At 42.8% G+C, this 18,585-nt stretch carries 19 protein-coding genes and 1 pseudogene; 1 reads left to right on the top strand and 19 read right to left on the bottom strand.

What is annotated here, in order from left to right; genetic code table 11:
- Positions 1–5: 5 nt before the first annotated feature.
- The 12 genes from glyS to yqfC form a co-directional block, all read right to left on the bottom strand.
- Complete coding sequence (glyS, locus tag NSQ99_RS08500; protein ID WP_340836187.1) at positions 6–2,090, bottom strand: glycine--tRNA ligase subunit beta; 2,085 nt, start codon at positions 2,088–2,090, stop codon at positions 6–8.
- Between the two features lies 1 nt (position 2,091).
- Positions 2,092–2,970, bottom strand: coding sequence for a glycine--tRNA ligase subunit alpha (gene glyQ, locus NSQ99_RS08495; RefSeq protein ID WP_251666743.1), 879 nt, complete (start codon positions 2,968–2,970; stop codon positions 2,092–2,094).
- A gap of 307 nt (positions 2,971–3,277) precedes the next feature.
- A complete protein-coding gene (gene recO / locus NSQ99_RS08490) occupies positions 3,278–4,021 on the bottom strand; it encodes a DNA repair protein RecO (protein ID WP_251666744.1) in 744 nt (247 codons plus the stop codon).
- A gap of 40 nt (positions 4,022–4,061) precedes the next feature.
- On the bottom strand, positions 4,062–4,211 hold the full coding sequence (locus NSQ99_RS08485; RefSeq protein ID WP_340836185.1) for a YqzL family protein: 150 nt from the start codon (positions 4,209–4,211) through the stop codon (positions 4,062–4,064).
- Between the two features lie 133 nt (positions 4,212–4,344).
- Positions 4,345–5,256, bottom strand: a complete 912-nt coding sequence (gene era / locus NSQ99_RS08480) for a GTPase Era (protein ID WP_251666746.1) — start codon at positions 5,254–5,256, stop codon at positions 4,345–4,347.
- On the bottom strand, positions 5,253–5,702 hold the full coding sequence (cdd, locus tag NSQ99_RS08475; RefSeq protein ID WP_445670544.1) for a cytidine deaminase: 450 nt from the start codon (positions 5,700–5,702) through the stop codon (positions 5,253–5,255). The genes era and cdd overlap by 4 nt, the downstream gene beginning before the upstream one ends.
- A gap of 21 nt (positions 5,703–5,723) precedes the next feature.
- Positions 5,724–6,080 (bottom strand): diacylglycerol kinase family protein, encoded by a 357-nt coding sequence (locus NSQ99_RS08470; RefSeq protein WP_340836179.1) that lies wholly within the window; start codon positions 6,078–6,080, stop codon positions 5,724–5,726.
- On the bottom strand, positions 6,080–6,577 hold the full coding sequence (ybeY, locus tag NSQ99_RS08465) for an rRNA maturation RNase YbeY (RefSeq protein ID WP_340836178.1): 498 nt from the start codon (positions 6,575–6,577) through the stop codon (positions 6,080–6,082). Before ybeY ends, NSQ99_RS08470 begins: the two co-directional genes overlap by 1 nt.
- A gap of 1 nt (position 6,578) precedes the next feature.
- Positions 6,579–8,840, bottom strand: a complete 2,262-nt coding sequence (locus NSQ99_RS08460; protein ID WP_340836175.1) for an HD family phosphohydrolase — start codon at positions 8,838–8,840, stop codon at positions 6,579–6,581.
- Between the two features lie 29 nt (positions 8,841–8,869).
- The gene (locus NSQ99_RS08455) at positions 8,870–9,841 is read right to left on the bottom strand and encodes a PhoH family protein (protein WP_340838765.1); all 972 of its coding nucleotides are present in this window, start codon (positions 9,839–9,841) and stop codon (positions 8,870–8,872) included.
- A 6-nt stretch (positions 9,842–9,847) separates the two neighbouring features.
- Complete coding sequence (gene yqfD, locus NSQ99_RS08450) at positions 9,848–11,041, bottom strand: sporulation protein YqfD (protein ID WP_340836173.1); 1,194 nt, start codon at positions 11,039–11,041, stop codon at positions 9,848–9,850.
- Positions 11,042–11,062: 21 nt separating this feature from the next.
- Positions 11,063–11,341: a sporulation protein YqfC gene (yqfC, locus tag NSQ99_RS08445; protein WP_251666752.1), complete on the bottom strand. Its 279-nt coding sequence runs from the start codon at positions 11,339–11,341 to the stop codon at positions 11,063–11,065.
- Between the two features lie 321 nt (positions 11,342–11,662).
- Between yqfC and NSQ99_RS08440 the strand changes: the two are divergent.
- Positions 11,663–13,216: pseudogene (locus tag NSQ99_RS08440) on the top strand (IS1182 family transposase); the annotation flags it as partial.
- 146 nt (positions 13,217–13,362) lie between these two features.
- Here the strand turns inward: NSQ99_RS08440 and NSQ99_RS08435 are convergent.
- From NSQ99_RS08435 to NSQ99_RS08405, 7 genes are all read right to left on the bottom strand, one after another.
- Positions 13,363–13,845 (bottom strand): hypothetical protein, encoded by a 483-nt coding sequence (locus NSQ99_RS08435; protein ID WP_340836170.1) that lies wholly within the window; start codon positions 13,843–13,845, stop codon positions 13,363–13,365.
- 58 nt (positions 13,846–13,903) lie between these two features.
- Entirely contained in the window at positions 13,904–14,890 is a 987-nt protein-coding gene (gene floA, locus NSQ99_RS08430) for a flotillin-like protein FloA (RefSeq protein ID WP_251666754.1), read from the bottom strand.
- Positions 14,891–14,902: 12 nt separating this feature from the next.
- Positions 14,903–16,297 carry an NfeD family protein gene (locus NSQ99_RS08425; RefSeq protein WP_340836168.1) on the bottom strand — a complete coding sequence of 465 codons (1,395 nt, stop codon included), beginning with the start codon at positions 16,295–16,297 and terminating at the stop codon, positions 14,903–14,905.
- Positions 16,298–16,474: 177 nt separating this feature from the next.
- Positions 16,475–16,918, bottom strand: coding sequence for a GatB/YqeY domain-containing protein (locus NSQ99_RS08420; RefSeq protein ID WP_251666756.1), 444 nt, complete (start codon positions 16,916–16,918; stop codon positions 16,475–16,477).
- Positions 16,919–16,933: 15 nt separating this feature from the next.
- Complete coding sequence (rpsU, locus tag NSQ99_RS08415; RefSeq protein ID WP_251666757.1) at positions 16,934–17,107, bottom strand: 30S ribosomal protein S21; 174 nt, start codon at positions 17,105–17,107, stop codon at positions 16,934–16,936.
- Positions 17,108–17,212: 105 nt separating this feature from the next.
- Positions 17,213–17,557, bottom strand: coding sequence for a histidine triad nucleotide-binding protein (locus NSQ99_RS08410; protein ID WP_251666758.1), 345 nt, complete (start codon positions 17,555–17,557; stop codon positions 17,213–17,215).
- Between the two features lie 399 nt (positions 17,558–17,956).
- Positions 17,957–18,577: a hypothetical protein gene (locus tag NSQ99_RS08405; RefSeq protein WP_340836163.1), complete on the bottom strand. Its 621-nt coding sequence runs from the start codon at positions 18,575–18,577 to the stop codon at positions 17,957–17,959.
- Positions 18,578–18,585: the final 8 nt, after the last annotated feature.

Raw genomic sequence — 18,585 nt, 5'->3', positions numbered from 1 at the left:
CTGCTCTACGCCCAGACAAGCTTGGATAGATCCGCAATCGCCTGGATATCTTCTGCAATGGATGCTAGCGTTGCCAGACGATTTCTCTTAACTGCTTCATCCTCAGCCATTACCATAACAGAATCAAAATATGCAACGATCGGTTCACGTAATGTAGCTAGCTGCTCATATGCACGCTCCACTTCGCGAGCATTCAACGCATCTACAAAGCCATTATGAACGGCAGTCCACGCTTCATAAAGTTTACGTTCAGATTGTTCTTGGAATAATGCTGCATCAACCTGCTTGCTTTCTGCTTTTGCAGCTAAATTACATACACGGTTAAAGGCTTCAACGGTAAGCTTAAATTCAGCTTTATTGTCTTGCTCCAGCTGGTGAGCTAGCAGCTCTGCACGCTTCTTCGTTAATAGTAGATCGCTGAAGCCAGCTGCCATTACCGCATCAATTACATCATATTTCGCCCCGTGCTCTGACAGCCAATTCTTCACGCGCAATGCAAAGAAATCGTTAAGATCTTTAGATATTTCTTCTTTGTTTCGTTTCGTACCACGATCAAGATGCACACTAAGGCTAAGTTCAAACAACTCAGACAGCGATAACTGCAGATCATGAGCGAGCAGTATTTGTACAATTCCCGTTGCTTGTCGGCGTAATGCATAAGGATCCTGCGAGCCTGTTGGGACAATACCGATAGAGAAGCAGCCCACAATTGTATCTATTTTCTCTGACATGCTAACGATAGCTGAAACGATATGTGAAGGCACCGCATCTCCGGAATATCGAGGCTGATAATGCTCGTTAATTGCTTTAGCAACTATCGGGTCCTCGCCTAGTCTTGTTGCGTAATCCTCACCCATAATCCCTTGTAATTCAGGGAATTCATAAACCATCTGAGAAACGAGATCGAATTTGCATATAGCGGCAGCACGCTCAGCTTTTGCTGCTGCATCTGCATCGACACCTAGCTTCGCAGCGATTAACGACGCTGTTTGCGTGACACGACGCACCTTATCACCTACAGAGCCTAGCTCCTCGTGATATACAATATTCTCTAATTTGGAGAGAGCTGCTTCAATCGTTAGCTTATGATCTTCCTCATAGAAAAACTTTGCGTCTGATAGTCGAGCACGTAGAACCTTTTCGTTCCCTCTTGCTACGACATCTAACGAACGCTGATCACCATTACGAACAGTAACGAAGTAAGGTAGCAGCTTACCCTCCTGATCAAGCACTGGGAAATATCGCTGATGCTCACGCATAGAAGTAATAAGCACTTCCTGCGGAATATTTAAGAAGGAGTCATCAAACTCACCGAAAAGTGTACTTGGATATTCAACGAGGAATAGTACCTCCTCCAGCAAATCATCCTTCATTGCAATTTTCCAGTTTTTCTCTGCTGCAAGTGCTTGGATTTGCTCAACGATCAATGCTTGACGTTCATTCACATCAACAATGACTTGCTGCTTGCGAAGCTGCTCAACATATTGCTCAGCTGATTCAATAACTGCTTCATCTCCAAGAAAGCGGTGTCCACGAGATACACGTCCAGATGTTACACCAGCAAGCTCAAGCGATACAACCTCATTGCCATATAGCGCAACTAGCCAGCGAATCGGGCGTACAAATCGCATTTCGTAGCTGCCCCAGCGCATATTTTTAGGGAATGACATTGAAGTAATAACATCTGTAAAGCCTTGAGATAGCATTGCTTGAGTCTCCACGCCAATACTGCTTTTTTTAGCGTAGACATATTCAACTCCAGATAGCTCCTTAAAATAAAGTGATTCTGGCTCTACACCCTGACTGCGCGCAAAACCAAGCGCCGCTTTACTCCAGTTTCCATTATCATCCTGCGCAATTTTGCGTGAAGGCCCCTTTGCTTCTTCTTCCACATCTGTCTGTTTTTCAGCTACTGCTGTAGCTAGAATAGCAAGACGGCGTGGTGTAGCAAATGCTTGAATCGTCTCATAGGAGATACGATGCTCTTGAAGCCACTTTTCGAATTTATGTTTAAGCTGATCCATCGCATCACGTACGAAGCGAGCTGGAACCTCTTCTAAGCCAATTTCTAATAGTAAATCCTTTGCCATCTTAGTTTTCTCCTTTCTTCAATAGAGGGAAGCCTAAACGCTCACGCTCTTCGAGGTATGTTGCAGCGATTGATCTTGCTAAATTTCGAACTCGACTGATATAGCCCGTTCTTTCTGTAACGCTTATCGCTCCACGTGCATCAAGCAAGTTAAACGTATGAGAGCATTTCAACACGTAATCATATGCTGGAAATACAAGCTGCTGCTCCATCGTTTTTTTCGCTTCTTCCTCATACATATTGAATAGAGAGAACAGCATCGCTGTATCCGAAGTCTCAAACGTATATTTTGAATGCTCAAACTCAGGCTGATGGAACACATCACCATACGTTACACCGTCAACCCACTCAAGATCGTAAACATTTTCCTTCTGCTGAATATAGGAAGCAAGTCGCTCCATACCATATGTGATTTCTACCGCGATTGGATTCATATCAATCCCGCCAACTTGCTGGAAGTAAGTAAATTGAGTAATTTCCATGCCATCTAGCCATACTTCCCAGCCAAGTCCCCAAGCACCTAACGTCGGAGACTCCCAATTATCCTCAACAAAGCGAATATCATGATCCTTTGCATCAATGCCTAATCTTTTTAGACTCTCAAGATAGAGCTCTTGAATATTGTCAGGAGACGGCTTAAGAATAACTTGGAACTGATGATGCTGATATAAGCGGTTCGGGTTTTCACCGTAGCGGCCATCTGCTGGTCGGCGAGAAGGTTCTACATAAGCAACATTCCATGGCTCAGGACCAATAGAACGCAAAAATGTCATAGGGTTCATCGTTCCTGCACCCTTTTCGACGTCGTACGGCTGTACGAGAATACAATTCTGCTCAGCCCAAAACTGCTGAAGCGTTAAAATCATGCCTTGAAAGTTCATTCCAATACAACTCCTATCGATTTATTCTCCTAAGACAGGCATCACCACCCGGGCATACAAAAAACTCCCGTCGCTACGCCTGTTTACAGACGTAGGGACGAGAGTTATTCCCGCGGTTCCACCCTACTTGATTATTCCTTCGAATAATCCTCTTTCGATTGTCTCGCTCCAGAGTGCCATGCTTGCATACTCTATACCTACTGGGCTTTCACCATACCCCAGCTCGCTTATCGGTAGAATTTATGCGCAATTCTCTTTCATCGCTCATATTGATATTCTCATATTCTATTCAAGTATTGAACAATTGTCAAACTAAATTACCTAAATTATCTAAAAAGCTTCGAGTCTTAAACTTTATCGCTAGTTGCCCATCAATAAGCAGCCGAATGAGCCTTGCAACCTCTTGCTTTACATCGTTAGAAAGGCTAATATTGCCAACCTGCCGTAGGTCAATACGCTTGTATAAGCGAAGCAGCTTTAGAGCTGTTTCGCTTATTTCCTGTAAAGAAGCATCTTGCGCTGAGCATCTGGAGCACACGATTCCTCCTGCGTAACCTGATAATTTAAAAGGACCAATATGGTTGCCACAATGTATACATTCTTCAACGACCGGGCTGTAACCGCTCATCATAAGAACCTTCATCTCAAAAATCGAAGTGATTACGACTACGTCCTTGCCCTCATCCAAGTTGCTAAAGCATGCCTTTAGCTGTTCAAAATGAATATGACCGATCTCCTCATCTTGAATGCCGCGATCGATTAGCTCAGCTATATAGGAGGCATGGGCAGTAAGATCAAGATCAGCCCTCAGTTTATGATTCGATGTAATAAGCTCTCCATGTTGTAAAGTGCCAAGACCCGTATTTTTCGTAAAGGTGTACTCTCCATATGTAAAAGGCTGAGCAAGCGAGGCGTGCTTGCTCCTAACCTTTCTCGCACCACGTACGAGCACTCCTACTTTTCCACTATTATTCGTTATTAAGGTTACAATTTTATGATTTTCACCGTAATCAACTGTTCGAACAACGATACCTTCCACGCGATAAAGCATTTATATTCCTCCATCTGGCTATGATGAGGGAAGAAATTAATTATCGCTCCACTTCAATCGGCAGCTCTTCATCATCATCACCTAAACCTATAGCCTCGATCGAATCTCCAGAACGCTCTACTTCTTTGTAGAGCAGATAAGATTCGACATCCCCGGTTAACGCAAAATATTTCCACGAAAAATCCCTCATTCGTATCCATCCTTCCCGCCTCGGAAATGCTGCTCCAGATGGTTATAGGATGAGCACTACGGTGAATTCTATCCGTAGAAAATATTACTGTCTCCTTGTACTTGACATCCTAACTTTTTAGGCTCTATTGCATCTATTCATGCTTGAAGCCAAGATCATTTAGCACTCTATCTTGGTTACGCCAATCTTTCTTTACCTTCACCCACAGCTCAAGGAATACTTTAGAGCCAAGAAGATTTTCGATATCAATGCGTGCTGTTTTACCTACCTCTTTTAGCAGGGCACCGCGCTTACCGATAATGATCCCTTTCTGAGAATCACGCTCTACAAAAACGACAGCACCTATATAGACTACTCCGTTATCCTGTACGCGCATATCCTCAATCTGCACTGCAATAGAATGTGGAATTTCCTCACGCGTTAGGTGTAGGATTTTTTCTCGAATTAGCTCCGCACATACAAATTGCTCAGGATGATCCGTTACTTGATCGGCTGGATAATACTGCGGTCCTTCAGGCAAGTACTTGCTAATCTGTTCAAGCAGCGTTGTAACATTATTCCCATTCATAGCAGAGATCGGTACTACCTCAGCAAATGGATATAGATCCTTATATTGAACAATTTTATTCAGCACAGCCTCCGGATCGATTTTGTCAATTTTGTTGACAACTAGAAACACAGGAGTTTTCACACGTCCAAGCTGTTCGATAATATAACGATCACCTCCGCCAATATCCTCGGAACCATCGATTAGAAATAGAACAGCTTCAACCTCCTTCAATGCACTTTCGGCAGACTTCATCATATAGTTGCCAAGCTTGGAATTGGGCTTATGTATACCTGGTGTATCAAGAAAAACAATTTGAATATTGTCCCCAGTGTATACACCGTGAATTTTATTACGTGTGGTTTGCGGCTTGTCCGACATAATAGCAATTTTTTGACCGATCAAATGATTCATCAATGTTGATTTACCAACATTAGGTCTACCGATAATGGCCACAAACCCTGAGCGGAATTTGTTGCTTTGTTCTTGCTGACTCATTGTTGTTCCTCCTTCTGTAGCGACGCTGGTGTGAAGGCGCCGGGTAGTAGCTCAGCTACTGTCATAATATGATAATCACCTGTTGTATTTCCCATAATTACTTTTGTATCTGGTGAGCATAATTCTACAAGCACCTGTCGGCAAACACCGCATGGTGCGATTGGATCTGACGTGTGCCCAATTACAGCAATTGCTGGAAAGCTGCCTGGTTTAGCACCTTGCGCAATGGCACTAAACATAGCCGTTCGCTCCGCACAATTTGTTGGTCCATACGCTGCGTTCTCTATGTTACAGCCAACGTAGATATCCCCAGATTCATGAAGCAGAGCAGCACCTACTCGAAACTGTGAATACGGTACATAAGCATTCGTCATAGCTTCTCTCGCTTTATCTAATAATCGTATATGTAGCTCCTCTATGACCATTCCCTCCTTCTTTTGACTGATATGAACATGTGTATCTAATTTTTATAATAATCTGTACAGCTTCGGTAAAAATATTAGAAGTCCAATGAGAACGGCACCGATCGACATAACGAGAACCGCACCAGCAGCAGAATCCTTTGCGAGCTTAGCTAGCGGGTGACGCTTCGTTCCGTGCATATCAACTGCAGCTTCAATGGCAGTATTGATAAGTTCTAAGCTAATGACTGCACAGATGACGATGATCACGATCATCCATTCCATCCTAGTAAGTGAAACGATGGCACCTAGTATAAATACTAATAGTGCCACCGCTACATGGATTTTCATATTTCGTTGTGTACGAAAACCGCTCCAAATGCCGGCAAACGCATAGCCAAAGCTTTTAAGCAGCTTTTTCATTAGCGTGTCAAGCCTACCTGCTGCAGCACAGCTTCCTGTTTAGCTGTCATCTCAGCTTCAGTTTCCTCGTCTTGATGATCATATCCCAGCAAGTGAAGAAAGCCATGAACAAAGAGAAAGCCGATCTCCCTTTCGAGGCTGTGCCCATATTCCTGACGCTGCTCCTCGGCACGCTCAACGGATATGATAATGTCACCCAGCATTCCAGAGATCGGATCAACCTCATCCTCGCTATCAACCTCAAATATAATGTCCAGCTCATCCACACCATCATCATTCATCGCAAAAGACAATACATCAGTAGGTCGATCGATTCCACGGTATGTTTTGTTCAACTCGTGAATTTCTTCATTGTCGGTAAATGTAAGGGTCACTTCTCCTGAGGTTAGCCCTTCGTTTTTAGCAGCAAGCTGCAATATCTTATTAAGCATAGCGATCCAGTTCTCTGGAATATCAAATTTGCTTTGGTTATTGTTCCAATCAAGTACTAGACTCATGTCATGACTCCTTATCATTATCTTTTGCTTTGGTGTCTTCAGGGTATTCAATGCGTGAATGGAAAATCCCCATTAAGCTTTCTTTAAGTGATTGTGCGATTTTATCCAGCTCTTTCATCGTTAGATCGCATTCATTATATTGATTGTCATCCACTCTGCTTTTAATAATTTTGTGGATCATATCCTCCACTTGATTAATGGTAGGATTGCGAAGACTTCTTACTGCAGCTTCAATACAATCGGCTATACCGACAACCGCTGCTTCCTTCGATTGTGCTTTAGGCCCAGGATATCTAAAATCATCCTCTGTAAAGTCAGGCTCCACACCTGCTTCTTCAGCCTGCTTAAGTGCCTTGTAATAGAAAAACTTCAACGACGTTGTGCCATGATGCTGTTCAGCAATATCTCTAAGCGGCTTTGGAATATTGTAAGCCTTCAGCATGTCGGCACCATCCTTCGCGTGCGCAACGATAATCGATTTGCTAAGCATCGGATCAATCGTATCGTGAGGATTTTCCATATTGTTTTGATTCTCTATAAAGTAGCTTGGCCGCTTCGTTTTCCCGATATCATGGTAAAACGCACCAACACGGCAGAGCAGTCCATTCGCCCCGATCGCTTCCGCAGCTGCTTCTGCCAAATTACCAACCATCACGCTATGATGGTACGTACCTGGTGTTTCCGTAAGCAGCTTGCGTAATAACGGATGATTGGGACTCGACAGCTCAACGAGCTTAAGGGCTGACAATATGCCAAAAGAAACCTCGAAGAATGGCATAATACCGATCACAAGCACGGACGTTAGTAAGCCACCTCCAAATGCTAGTCCAATGGAGTACATTAACGGCATCCGTTCTAGCTGCTCCATCATTAAGTATAGCGTGAGCACGCTTAACGAGCCGATAATACTGACCATAATGCCGGCCTTCAAAATAGCTGAACGCTGTGACGCATGCTTGATCGAATAAATAGCAGCTAACGATATGACCGTAATATAAAAACCAAACTTGTAATCGAATAAGCCTGTGCTTGAACTATTTAATATAATGGCCCCACCAATACTGGAGATAAAGGTAGAAGCCAATGCCAAATGCTCATCAATTAACAGCGTAATTAGCATCGCACCTAATGCTGCAGGTACTAAAAATCCAGCGATATTGTTTGTTTCACTCTGAATGAGCGCAATGATTTGCATAATACCTAAATTCAGTAGTGTAATAAGTAACAGCATAAACAGCTGGGAATTGCTATACTTCACATGCTGTTGATGTGTTCCTATCTTTTGCGTAAAGTAAATGTACAAAAATGTTGCAATCAATAGCGCTACAAGAAAAACGCCGAGCTTTGCCCAATTATGCTCTGTATCCTGCAGAAGATTAGCTTCCACAAGAAGATTATATGTATCCGGAGTAATGGTTTCGCCCCGCTTAACGATCACTTCATTCTCCTTATAAATGATCGGTTGCGTATTAAGGCGTGCTTCCTCACGTGCTTCATCCGTAGCTGTTCGATCTAAAAATTTGTTAGGTGTTATGGAAAACCTAGCCATTTCAGACACAATTTCCCTTGCCGTACGATTTGAAATTGAGCTTAAATTAACTAGCTCAGCAACCTGCATACGCGCTGTTTCTGCGTCTCGCAACTCATCTATCGTTAGCTTGCGAACGATTTCTTTAGCTACTAGACGCATTTCTACAAGCTCCTCTTGCGTTAGCTTAGGGAGCTTATAGAAGGTTTCCTCAGGAATGGTGTACTTTTGATCAGCAGTTAATCTCTGCATTTCCTCTAGGAGCAGTTCGTTATATGTCTCGTTAGCAAGGCTTGTCTCCACGAAACTAGCAATATGCTTATCGTAAAAACTAGGAATTTCTGTACGATAAATATCGATCTTATTTTGCTCGGTCACCTGATCATCAGCATTTAAGCCTTCGATTCGCAAAAATATCGATTCGACAAGCTGTACATTACGCAACCCGACATTCGAATATATATCTTCAATTGCGTTAGCGGCCTGTTCTTCAGCCGCTCTCGTCGCCTTCTCGTCACGAATTTGCGTTGGTGCCTTAATATCTTTATCGCTGATTGAATTTTCAGTAATGTTGTACGTTTCAGGGATGATATGCGGTGCTAAGTTTAAGTAGAACAGAATGACGAATAGCGCCATGAACACCCATTTCATAGCCTTACTCTGTCTCCAGCCTGTGGCTGCCACTAAGAGGCGTGATTTGTTTTGCTCCTGGTCACTCTTCGTTGTCTTAGACATCGCTATCAATCCTTTCTTGGTTCGTTGAGCTATGATCTTGATTCCACATCACGATCATAAGCCATGATGATTTTTTGGACAAGGGAATGGCGTACGACATCCTGCTCTGAAAAGATCATCATTCCTATCTCATCAATCTCACTCAAAATACGTTTAGCTTCAATTAATCCAGAGTTTTTACCTCGAGGTAAATCGATCTGAGTTACGTCACCTGTAATAACCATTTTGGATCCAAAGCCCAAACGTGTTAAAAACATTTTCATTTGCTCTGGCGTCGTATTTTGTGCCTCATCCAATATGATAAACGCATCGTCCAGTGTTCTGCCACGCATATAAGCAAGTGGGGCAATTTCAATGATGCCTCTTTCAATTGCTTTAACCGTTTGCTCTGCACCAAGCACATCATGAAGCGCATCGTATAACGGTCTCAAGTAAGGGTCTACCTTCTCTTGTAAATCTCCCGGTAAAAACCCTAGGTTTTCTCCAGCTTCGACAGCTGGCCGCGTTAATATAATACGTTTGACTAAGTTTTCTTTCAACGCCGTTACAGCAAGCACAACGGCTAGATAGGTTTTACCTGTACCCGCTGGTCCAATTCCAAATACGATATCTTGTTTACGAATGAGCTTAACATAGTGACGCTGCCCAATCGTTTTCACTAATATCTTCTTTCCACGATAGGTCGTAGCAATAGGCTTTTTGAATAGGTCCAGCAGCTCTTCAGCTTGCATCTTCAGCGCAAGATCAAGAGCATACGTAATATCGCGTTCAGAAGGTGTATAGCCTTCTCGAACAAGCTGCAGCAATACCTCATACAGCTGCTCTAAGGAATCGACCTGCTGAGCTGGTCCGCTAATTGTAATTTCTGCATCTCGTGAGCTGACCTTTGCATCAACTCTCTCTTCAATTATACGTAAAAACTTATCTTGTGGTCCAAAAACTGCTAAAGCTTCAGCTGTATTTAGGACTGGAATCTTTACTGTTTTCAATTCATTCTGCAACAATACTCAATCTCCCTGCATATGGACTATTGGTTGTTCCTTCGTAATCGACTGGTTTACTTCGTAAAGAACTTTCATTATCACTTTACCATTCTCTGTCGCTTCATGCAAAACAATTTCACTAACAATTTCAGCTTCTTCGCCCGCATGTGCCAAAATTCGTAGCCTTGCTTGCTGAAGACTCTCTTCTCTAGCTTGCTCTGTCGTCAACTCACGTTGCTCGAATGCAGCTTCTTGTTCAAGCTCCTTCATCTTACCTATAGGCAAAGAGAAATTCCCGATCGTTAGCATATCCGTTGTCGTCACCGTTTCAGATTTTTCATAAGGCTCTTGATTAAAGCCACTAATCTGTAACGCACGATTTCCTAGGACGATATAGGAGCGTGACTGACGCTCTCCTGTAAGCACACGATATTTTTGTGTTAACGGCGCACTCACCTCGTATTCATACCATACTAAGCCTTTCACTGTACCTTTCGCCACAACGATGTCAGAGTGAGCCTCACTTCCAATTATACCTGAAATGAGCATATCACCTTTCTTCACTCGATTATTTTTACGTACAAGAGGCTTTCCTTGCTCGGCAATAATGTAAGTGATCACTGCATCGTTTGATGCAACTAGATGTCTTGGACTGTTGAGCTCCCTCGCATCGGGATTTGTCGACTCTACAACCTGAATATTAACTTTCGTACCAACCTTTTCAACGCCTATCCAAGTTGTACCTGGAATCGAATTTACAAGTTTTTTGGACAGCACATCCGTATCCTGAAGCCTGAAGGACCATTGATAGCGGTACAGACCTTCTGTTTTTGCAGCAGCTAAGATGACATCATTCGGAATTCGTTTATTGCCTGCAATGTCGATAGACCAAACAAGTGACGACAGTAAAAAGATGACCGTAAAAAATATTCCAATGCCTATCGTAAACCATAGTCTTTTCTCCATGATCGACAGCAGAAATGGAAAGCCTTTTTTACTCATCACCTTTATCTTACCACCAGAGGCTCGTACATATTTTCGGAGTAAAAAATACTGCTCAACACTAATTTCAAAACGCACGCATTGTGAGCCTGACCAGCGGATATTAAACAATTCAAGCTTGTCTCTTGTAGCTTGGTTGAGAAACTGAGCGATTTGACCGCCCCGCAGCTCAACCTCAACCGTACCTTTTAACCATTCCATAAACGATTGACGCATAACAATTCCTCCTCTAACATTTTAAGGAAACAGCTCTATACCTGTAATAATCCCTTCAACAAATACCTCATCCGTCCATATCGTTCGAATAATGAGCTCACGGCCACGTACCTCAAGCTCTCCCTTGCTAAGCGATAATCGAAGCACCTCTTCTGTAAAGTTAATAACACCACGATGATTCTCAATATATAACTGGCGATCGCCAATCAGCGTTAATCTTGGCAATTCAAATACAACATCCTGCGGCATATCAAGCCAGGACGCCGTCAGCTTGTGAAGTTTGCGTTTCATACGACCCATTGATGTTAGCTCCCCTTTCCAAAACCAGTGACATCCATGCCGCTTCCATACTCTATCAACGTATGCGCTAAATTAGCCAATTATGAGAAAATCAAAGCAACTCCGAGTGAATGCCAATTGTGCAGCATACAATCCAATTGAAACTAAAAAATACGACAAAAAAGAGGCTGGGACAAAACCCAGCCCTAACAAACAAAGAAAGCCGTTGAAATTTTACGACGAGTAAAATTTCAACGGCTTTAATATTTTTAAATACAAAAAGAACACCATCTGTTAAAATTGAATCACCACAAAACAAATCCAACAGGAAAGGTGTTCCTTATGTTTAAAGATTATAACATGAATCAATTAGTTTTGCCTCTAGATTTAGAAGTTAAATTACAAGAAAACGACATTGCGTTTCATATCCATCATCTTGTAGAAACTATTCCAGATGAAGCCTTTGCTTCATTTCTTCGTCATTCAGGTTGTCCAGCTTATCATCCACGCATGATGCTCAAACTTATTTTATGCGGCTATACTCAGTCTGCTTTTTCAGGTCGAAAAATCGAAGCATTAACGAAGGACAGCATTCGTATGATGTGGTTAGCCCAAGGGTATGAGCCTAGCTACCGCACCATTAATCGTTTTCGTATTCATCCCGAAATGAAAACTCTTATCCGTCAATGTTTTATTCAGTTTCGTTGTCAATTAGTTGAAGAAAGGCTCATTGATCAGGAGGCTATTTTTATTGACGGTACAAAGATCGAAGCCAATGCGAATAAGTTTACATTCGTTTGGAAAAAAGCCATCGAAAAGCATCACCGTAGACTCATTGAACAATCCAATCAGCTCTACAATGAACTGCTGAACAACAAGATCATTCCTGAAATGGCTCGTGAACAGGATGAGCAGCTTTCCAATGAACAACTGCGAGAAATTGCAGAAAAACTAGAGGAAGTTGTAGAGGACTATACACAAACCATCGCTCATACAGAGGACGTCGCTGAGCGTAAGCAGCTACGCCGTCAACGTAAAACGCCTAAGCAAATGGTCAAGCAGGTTCGAGAATGGATTGGACGTAAACAAAAATATGAAAAGGATCTAGACATTTTAGGTGCACGCAACAGCTATTCTAAAACAGATCATGATGCCACCTTCATGCGTATGAAAGACGACTACATGAAAAACGGACAACTCAAGCCTGGTTACAACGTCCAAATTGCAACCGAAGGGCAATACACGTTGGCCTATGGCATTTTCCCTAACCCAACCGATACAAAAACGTTGATTCCATTCCTACATACCATTGAAGAAGAATACTTTGAATTACCTCAACATATTGTTGCGGATGCAGGCTATGGCAGTGAACAAAATTATGATCATATTTTAACGAAGATCAACCGTACACCTCTGCTCACGTATGCTCATTACTTGAACGAGCAAAAAAGAAGATTCAAGACAGACCCTTTCCAAACGAGTAACTGGGTATACGATGCGGAGCAAGATGTCTATCTATGCCCGAATGAAAAGAAACTATGGTTTCAGCGCAAGGTGACACGAAGAGATCGATCAGGCTTTACACGTCAATTCAAGTTGTATGAGTGTGAGGATTGTACCGACTGTCCATTCCGTTCTACCTGCACCAAAGCACAAGAGGGAACGAATCGTACGCTCATGATCAATGAAACATGGGAGCAGCAAAAAGCCTATGTGAGAGAGAAGCTTTCAGAAGACAAAACAAACAAGCTCTACCGCCAACGAAAAATTGACGTAGAGCCAGTTTTTGCCTTCTTGAAGGCTAATTTAGGTTTCACTCGTTTTATGCTTCGAGGGAAATCTAAAGTCGAATATGATATTGGTCTAGCATTATTGGCTGTTAACTTGAGAAAGTATGCGGTGAGGACGTAAGTTTTCACCCATAAGTAACAAGCAATATGCAACAGGGATGAAATCTGAATCGATTTCATCCCTGTTTTGTTTATGAGAAGCTAGTTTTGTCCCAGCCTCTTTTTTAATATATTTTGTTGTAGATTAGTGTTTTATCTGCTTCGATATGGACGCTTCGCTCGCGGTTTTCCTAGAATTTCACTCCAGATGACAGCCTCACGTAGATCTTTCGTTCCGAGCTGAGCGGACTTTGCAGGAGCCTCCATCAGCTTCTGAGCCGCAGCGACACGCTTCTGGGCGAGCTCCTGCCTACGCTGCTGTTCTCGTTTAATATCCTCAAACGATCGGGCAGTAGGCTCTGATGGATAGTTAACTCTCTCCACTTCACGCTGCCTAGCTCTTGGTGGAGAAGTTGTATCAATATGACCTGTTACTGGCGCTGGCTCTCTATTGTAAGAGGGTGATGGCTCAGTCTCGAGCTCGTTATCATCCCACTGATTTGGCTGATCACCACCAAACGTTGGCATTCCTGTTTGTTTTTTGTTACCGGAGAAGTTCCCCATAAACTTAAACAAAAAGAAAAGCACGACAACAACGACGTAAATATTGTCAAAAATAAGATCAAAGATACCCATTAGGCTCACCTCCTATCAGTATAGGATCATTGATCGATGATCATATCCGATATCGAGGTTATTTATTTGGATTTTGATCGTTTGGATCTCCGATTGATTCACGCATGGAAGTATCAGCTTCAATATTCTTCATGTTCAAGTAATCTAGTACTCCAATTTTACCACTACGCAGTGCATCTGCCATAGCAAGTGGAACCTTAGATTCCGCTTCAACAACGAGCGCTTCCATCTCAACGACTTTCGCTTTATTTTCCTGCTCCTTAGCTACAGCCATCGCACGACGCTCTTCCGCTTTCGCTTGAGCGATGTTTTTATCTGCTTCTGCCTGCTCAGTTTGTAGATGTGCACCAATATTTTTACCAACATCAACGTCTGCAATATCGATTGACAGAATCTCGAATGCTGTACCAGCATCCAATCCTTTTTCTAGTACTGTACGTGAAATATTATCTGGGTTCTCAAGAACATCCTTATGGGAAGTTGAGCTACCAACTGTTGATACAATCCCTTCCCCGATACGGGCAATGATCGTATCCTCACCGGCACCACCGACTAGACGATCCAAATTCGCACGTACAGTTACGCGTGCCATAACTTTTACTTCGATACCATCTTTTGCAACAGCAGAGACTGATGTTGTTTCAATAACTCGTGGGTTAACACTCATTTGCACCGCTTGTAGAACATCGCGTCCTGCAAGATCGATCGCAGCTGCACGTTCAAAAATCAATGGGATGTTCGCACGTTGAGCTGCAATAAGTGCGTTAACTACTCGGTCTACATTACCACCTGCTAAGTAGTGCGTTTCCAGCTGATTAATCGATACGCCAAGACCAGCTTTTGTTGCTTTAATCAACGGATTAACAATTCGACTAGGTGTTACACGACGAAGCTTCATCGCAAACAGTGTAATAATTCCGATCTTTACCCCCGATGCTAATGCAGAAATCCACAGCATAACTGGGAAAAAGCTCAACAAAACAAAAAATACAATTACAGCTAGTATGATTACGGCAATCGTAACCAATTGAGGATCTAAAGCCATAAAAAAACCTCCCTATTCTTTTTCATTTGATGATAGTTCTCTTACAACAACCCAAGTACCCTCAGCCTTTACAACAATGACAGGACGTTTGTTTTCAATAAATCCACCTTCTGTAACAACGTCAACACGCTGATTGTTAATTAGAGCAGTACCTGCTGGGCGAAGCGGTGTTACCGTAACGCCGTGCTGACCGACAAGCGATGTTTTCTGCTCTGCAGAAATAAAGCCTTCCTCGGTAGTCAGCTTCTCACGCAGCACAAATTTACTCCAGGTAGTTCTTCCTTTTTTCGTGCGTGAAAAAATAATAATGACAACGGTGGCGATAACAAGCGCGATGATAATCGATACTAAGCCTGTTTGCCAAGTTGGAGCAGCAAGTATAATGCCAGTAATAATGGCACCTCCTCCCAATATACCCAGTATACCAAACGCAGGGACAATCAATTCTAAAACAACTAATAAAATTCCGACAATAAATAGTACAGCAGATTCCATACCAGCGAGCCCTCCTATATAGGAACCAAAGAAATATAGACCCATTGCTAGCACACCTAAAATACCAGGCAAACCGAATCCAGGAACGAAAATTTCAATCCCTATTCCAGCAAGGCCGATAATTAGAAGTATGACAGAAACGACAGGATGTAGAATAAATTTAGATAACTGCTCTGCAAAGCTTATCTCCACTTCTATGAGATCTCGTTCACTATAACCAAGCCACGCTTTAACTTCTTCTAAGGTCGATGCTGTATGCTCAGAATAACCAATACGCTCCGCATCTGATGCAGATAGTGCGAGCACATCTCCTACCGCTACAACCTTGCCAAGCGAGCTAGTAAGATCCACTTCAATTCTCGGATCAACCATTGCGATGGCAACGTTAGGATCACGTCCGTTCAGCTTGGCAGCTTCACTCATCTGATCAACCCAGAAGCTAATGATCTTCGGATTTTCAATCAGCTTACCCGAACCATCTACTACGGCCGCGCTTCCCATCGTACTGCCTTCCTGCATTACAATTGTATCTGCATTCAGCGCAATATATGTACCAGCGGATACTGCCTTACCTTCAATAAATGCGGTTACTGGTATGGATGAAGCTCGAAGCAACTCGCCAATATCAGCAGCCGAATCCGTTCTTCCGCCATATGTATTCAATGTCATAATAATATGCTCTGCATGTGCCTCTTCCGCTTCACCCAATGCGCGTGTAAGATACTTTACCATTGCAGGGTCCACATCGCCTTTAAGCGCAATATGCACAACCGCTGGACCATATCCTTTTTGAGCTTCCTTGCTTTCAGCGAAAAGCGTCGTTGGCACTAAGATCATTATTGCGATAAGCAGAAGCAAACTGACAAGCCTTCTCATAACCGTAGTAAAATTCATCCTATCTGTCGATTTCATATTTTTCCGCCTCCTTTCTGCTTTACTATTATACGTATGTGATAACGGGCTGTTTCATTTATTATATCATAACGAATAGTCTACAGGGGGAATGAGATCATTTATTAATGGATGATAGCGCGATTTGAAGTAGATACAAAAAAACACCCCGAAGGGTGTTTTGTGTCCGCACGTATTCTATTGCAGAAATTGCTGTACAATTTGGTTTACTAGTTTACCGTCTGCGCGACCTTTTGTTTTCGGCATCAGGGCGCCCATCACTTTCCCCATGTCGGCTTTGGAAGAAGCACCGAGTTCTTGGATGGTCTGCCTTACTATCTCTTGAATCTCTTCTTCAGTGAGCTGTTCGGGAAGGTATTTACTAATAATATCAATTTCTGCTGCAAGATTTTCGACTAGGTCTTCACGACCAGCCTTTTTAAATTCTTGGAGGGAATCTTTACGTTGTTTGATCTCTCGACTTAATATATCAAGCATCTCATTTTCGTCAAGCGAGCGGCGAAGATCCTTTTCTAAGTTCAGTACTGACGCACGTACCATACGTATGGTAGATAGTCTAAACTTGTCCTTATCCTTCATTGCTTGCTTCATATCGTCGGTCAATCTATCGCTCAGGTTCATTATGGAATTATCCTCCTAAAACTTTCTCTTACGCGCAGCCTCGGACTTTTTCTTACGCTTAACACTAGGCTTTTCGTAGTGCTTACGTTTCTTAACCTCTGCCAAGATACCATCCTTAGCAGTGGAACGCTTAAAGCGGCGAAGCGCAGCATCAATAGTTTCATTTTTACGAACTTTAATTTCAGACACCAGTTTTCCCTCCCTCCGAAACAGACCGTCCAGAGTTATAACACGGTTAATCAACCTTAATTATAAGTCAAATTACGAGTCTGTGTCAACTTGAACAATAACGTTTTATTCAGAGAGTAGAGCACCCAGTTTTTTACCCGCCAGCAAATGAAAATGCAGATGATAAACAACCTGTCCTCCATCCGAATTACAGTTGTTAATTAATCGGTATCCTGCCTCGTCAAACCCTTGTTCTTTGGCAATATGGCGAGCAGCAGCAAAGATTTCTGCAATCGCAGTATCATCCTCACGTGTAACATCATTCATCGTCGCTATATGCTTTTTCGGGATAATCAAAATGTGCGTAGGCGCTGCTGGAGCGATATCCTGGAAAGCTAGCACATGCTCATTCTCATACACCTTTGTAGAAGGAATTGTCCCTTCAATGATCTTACAAAACAAGCAATCCATCTCACAAACCTCCGTATCAACATAATAAGCTTACTTTACTAGTTTACTACATATTGGTTCAGGTTCAAAAAGCAAGGACCAAGAATATCGCACGCTAGTAGAAAACAAGAAGCGCAGCGTACGTTACTGGTACGTGAGCAACGTAGTTTTCGGTTGAACCCCATATTCGCCGCCGACTAAGCCACAAAGCAATACATCGTCATCAAAGCCGAGCTTATTGAACGACCCCTTCCAATGAGGTTCAATAAGTTCGGCTTTCAGGACCAAGAAGATGACACGATACTAGAAACTGAGAAGCGCAGCGTACGTTTTGGGTACGTGAGCATCGAAAGTTTCGGTAGCGTGCCATATTCGCCGCCGAGTAATCTGCAACGCTAAGCATCGTCATCAAAGCCGGACTTATTGAACGACCCCTTGAAGTTGTTCAGCGATGCCTGTCCAATCAAACCCTGCAGCCAACCGTATCATCGCATTTCGATTGCCCTCTAGCTTGAAATTAAATTGCTGTACGATGCTTTGCAGCTGCTGAATGTTCGCTTGCAGTTGCTTCAGCTCTTCAGTCTGTTCTGCGGTTATCGCTTCAGACGTAGATAACAGCTGCAGGAAATCATATTGCTTAGCTGTCCAGCTTGTCCATTCATCCTCCGTCACACCCTCAAAACGCGCAGCATCAATCTCTTTTCCGATGCTAAGCAATGCGGCTAAACTCTCATTAATATCCTCGAGTATATAGCTCGCATGCAGACTAATCTCGGCAGTATCTTCATTCCAGCTGTCTGAACGAGCTATTAAATGGGCTGCGCTTTGATCTGCGTAGGCAAGCTCTTTATCCAAGGCCTTAAAATGCTCGACAATTTCCTTACCTGTCGCTACTTGAATTTCCTGCTGATAGCCAATGCTTTTTGATGCGTACATAATAACAAAAATTAAACTAATTACGAGCAATACGAGTACGACTGCAAGGGCTATCGGTTTTTTTTGCTGCCCGGACTCATGATTGCTTTTTTTCTGCTCTGTCACAACTTCCC

It is taken from the genome of Paenibacillus sp. FSL W7-1287, from assembly GCF_038004245.1.
Classification (GTDB): Bacteria; Bacillota; Bacilli; order Paenibacillales; family Paenibacillaceae; genus Pristimantibacillus; species Pristimantibacillus camelliae.
The sequence above is the reverse complement of the archived record's forward strand: the minus strand, read 5'-3'. Positions and strand labels throughout refer to the sequence as shown.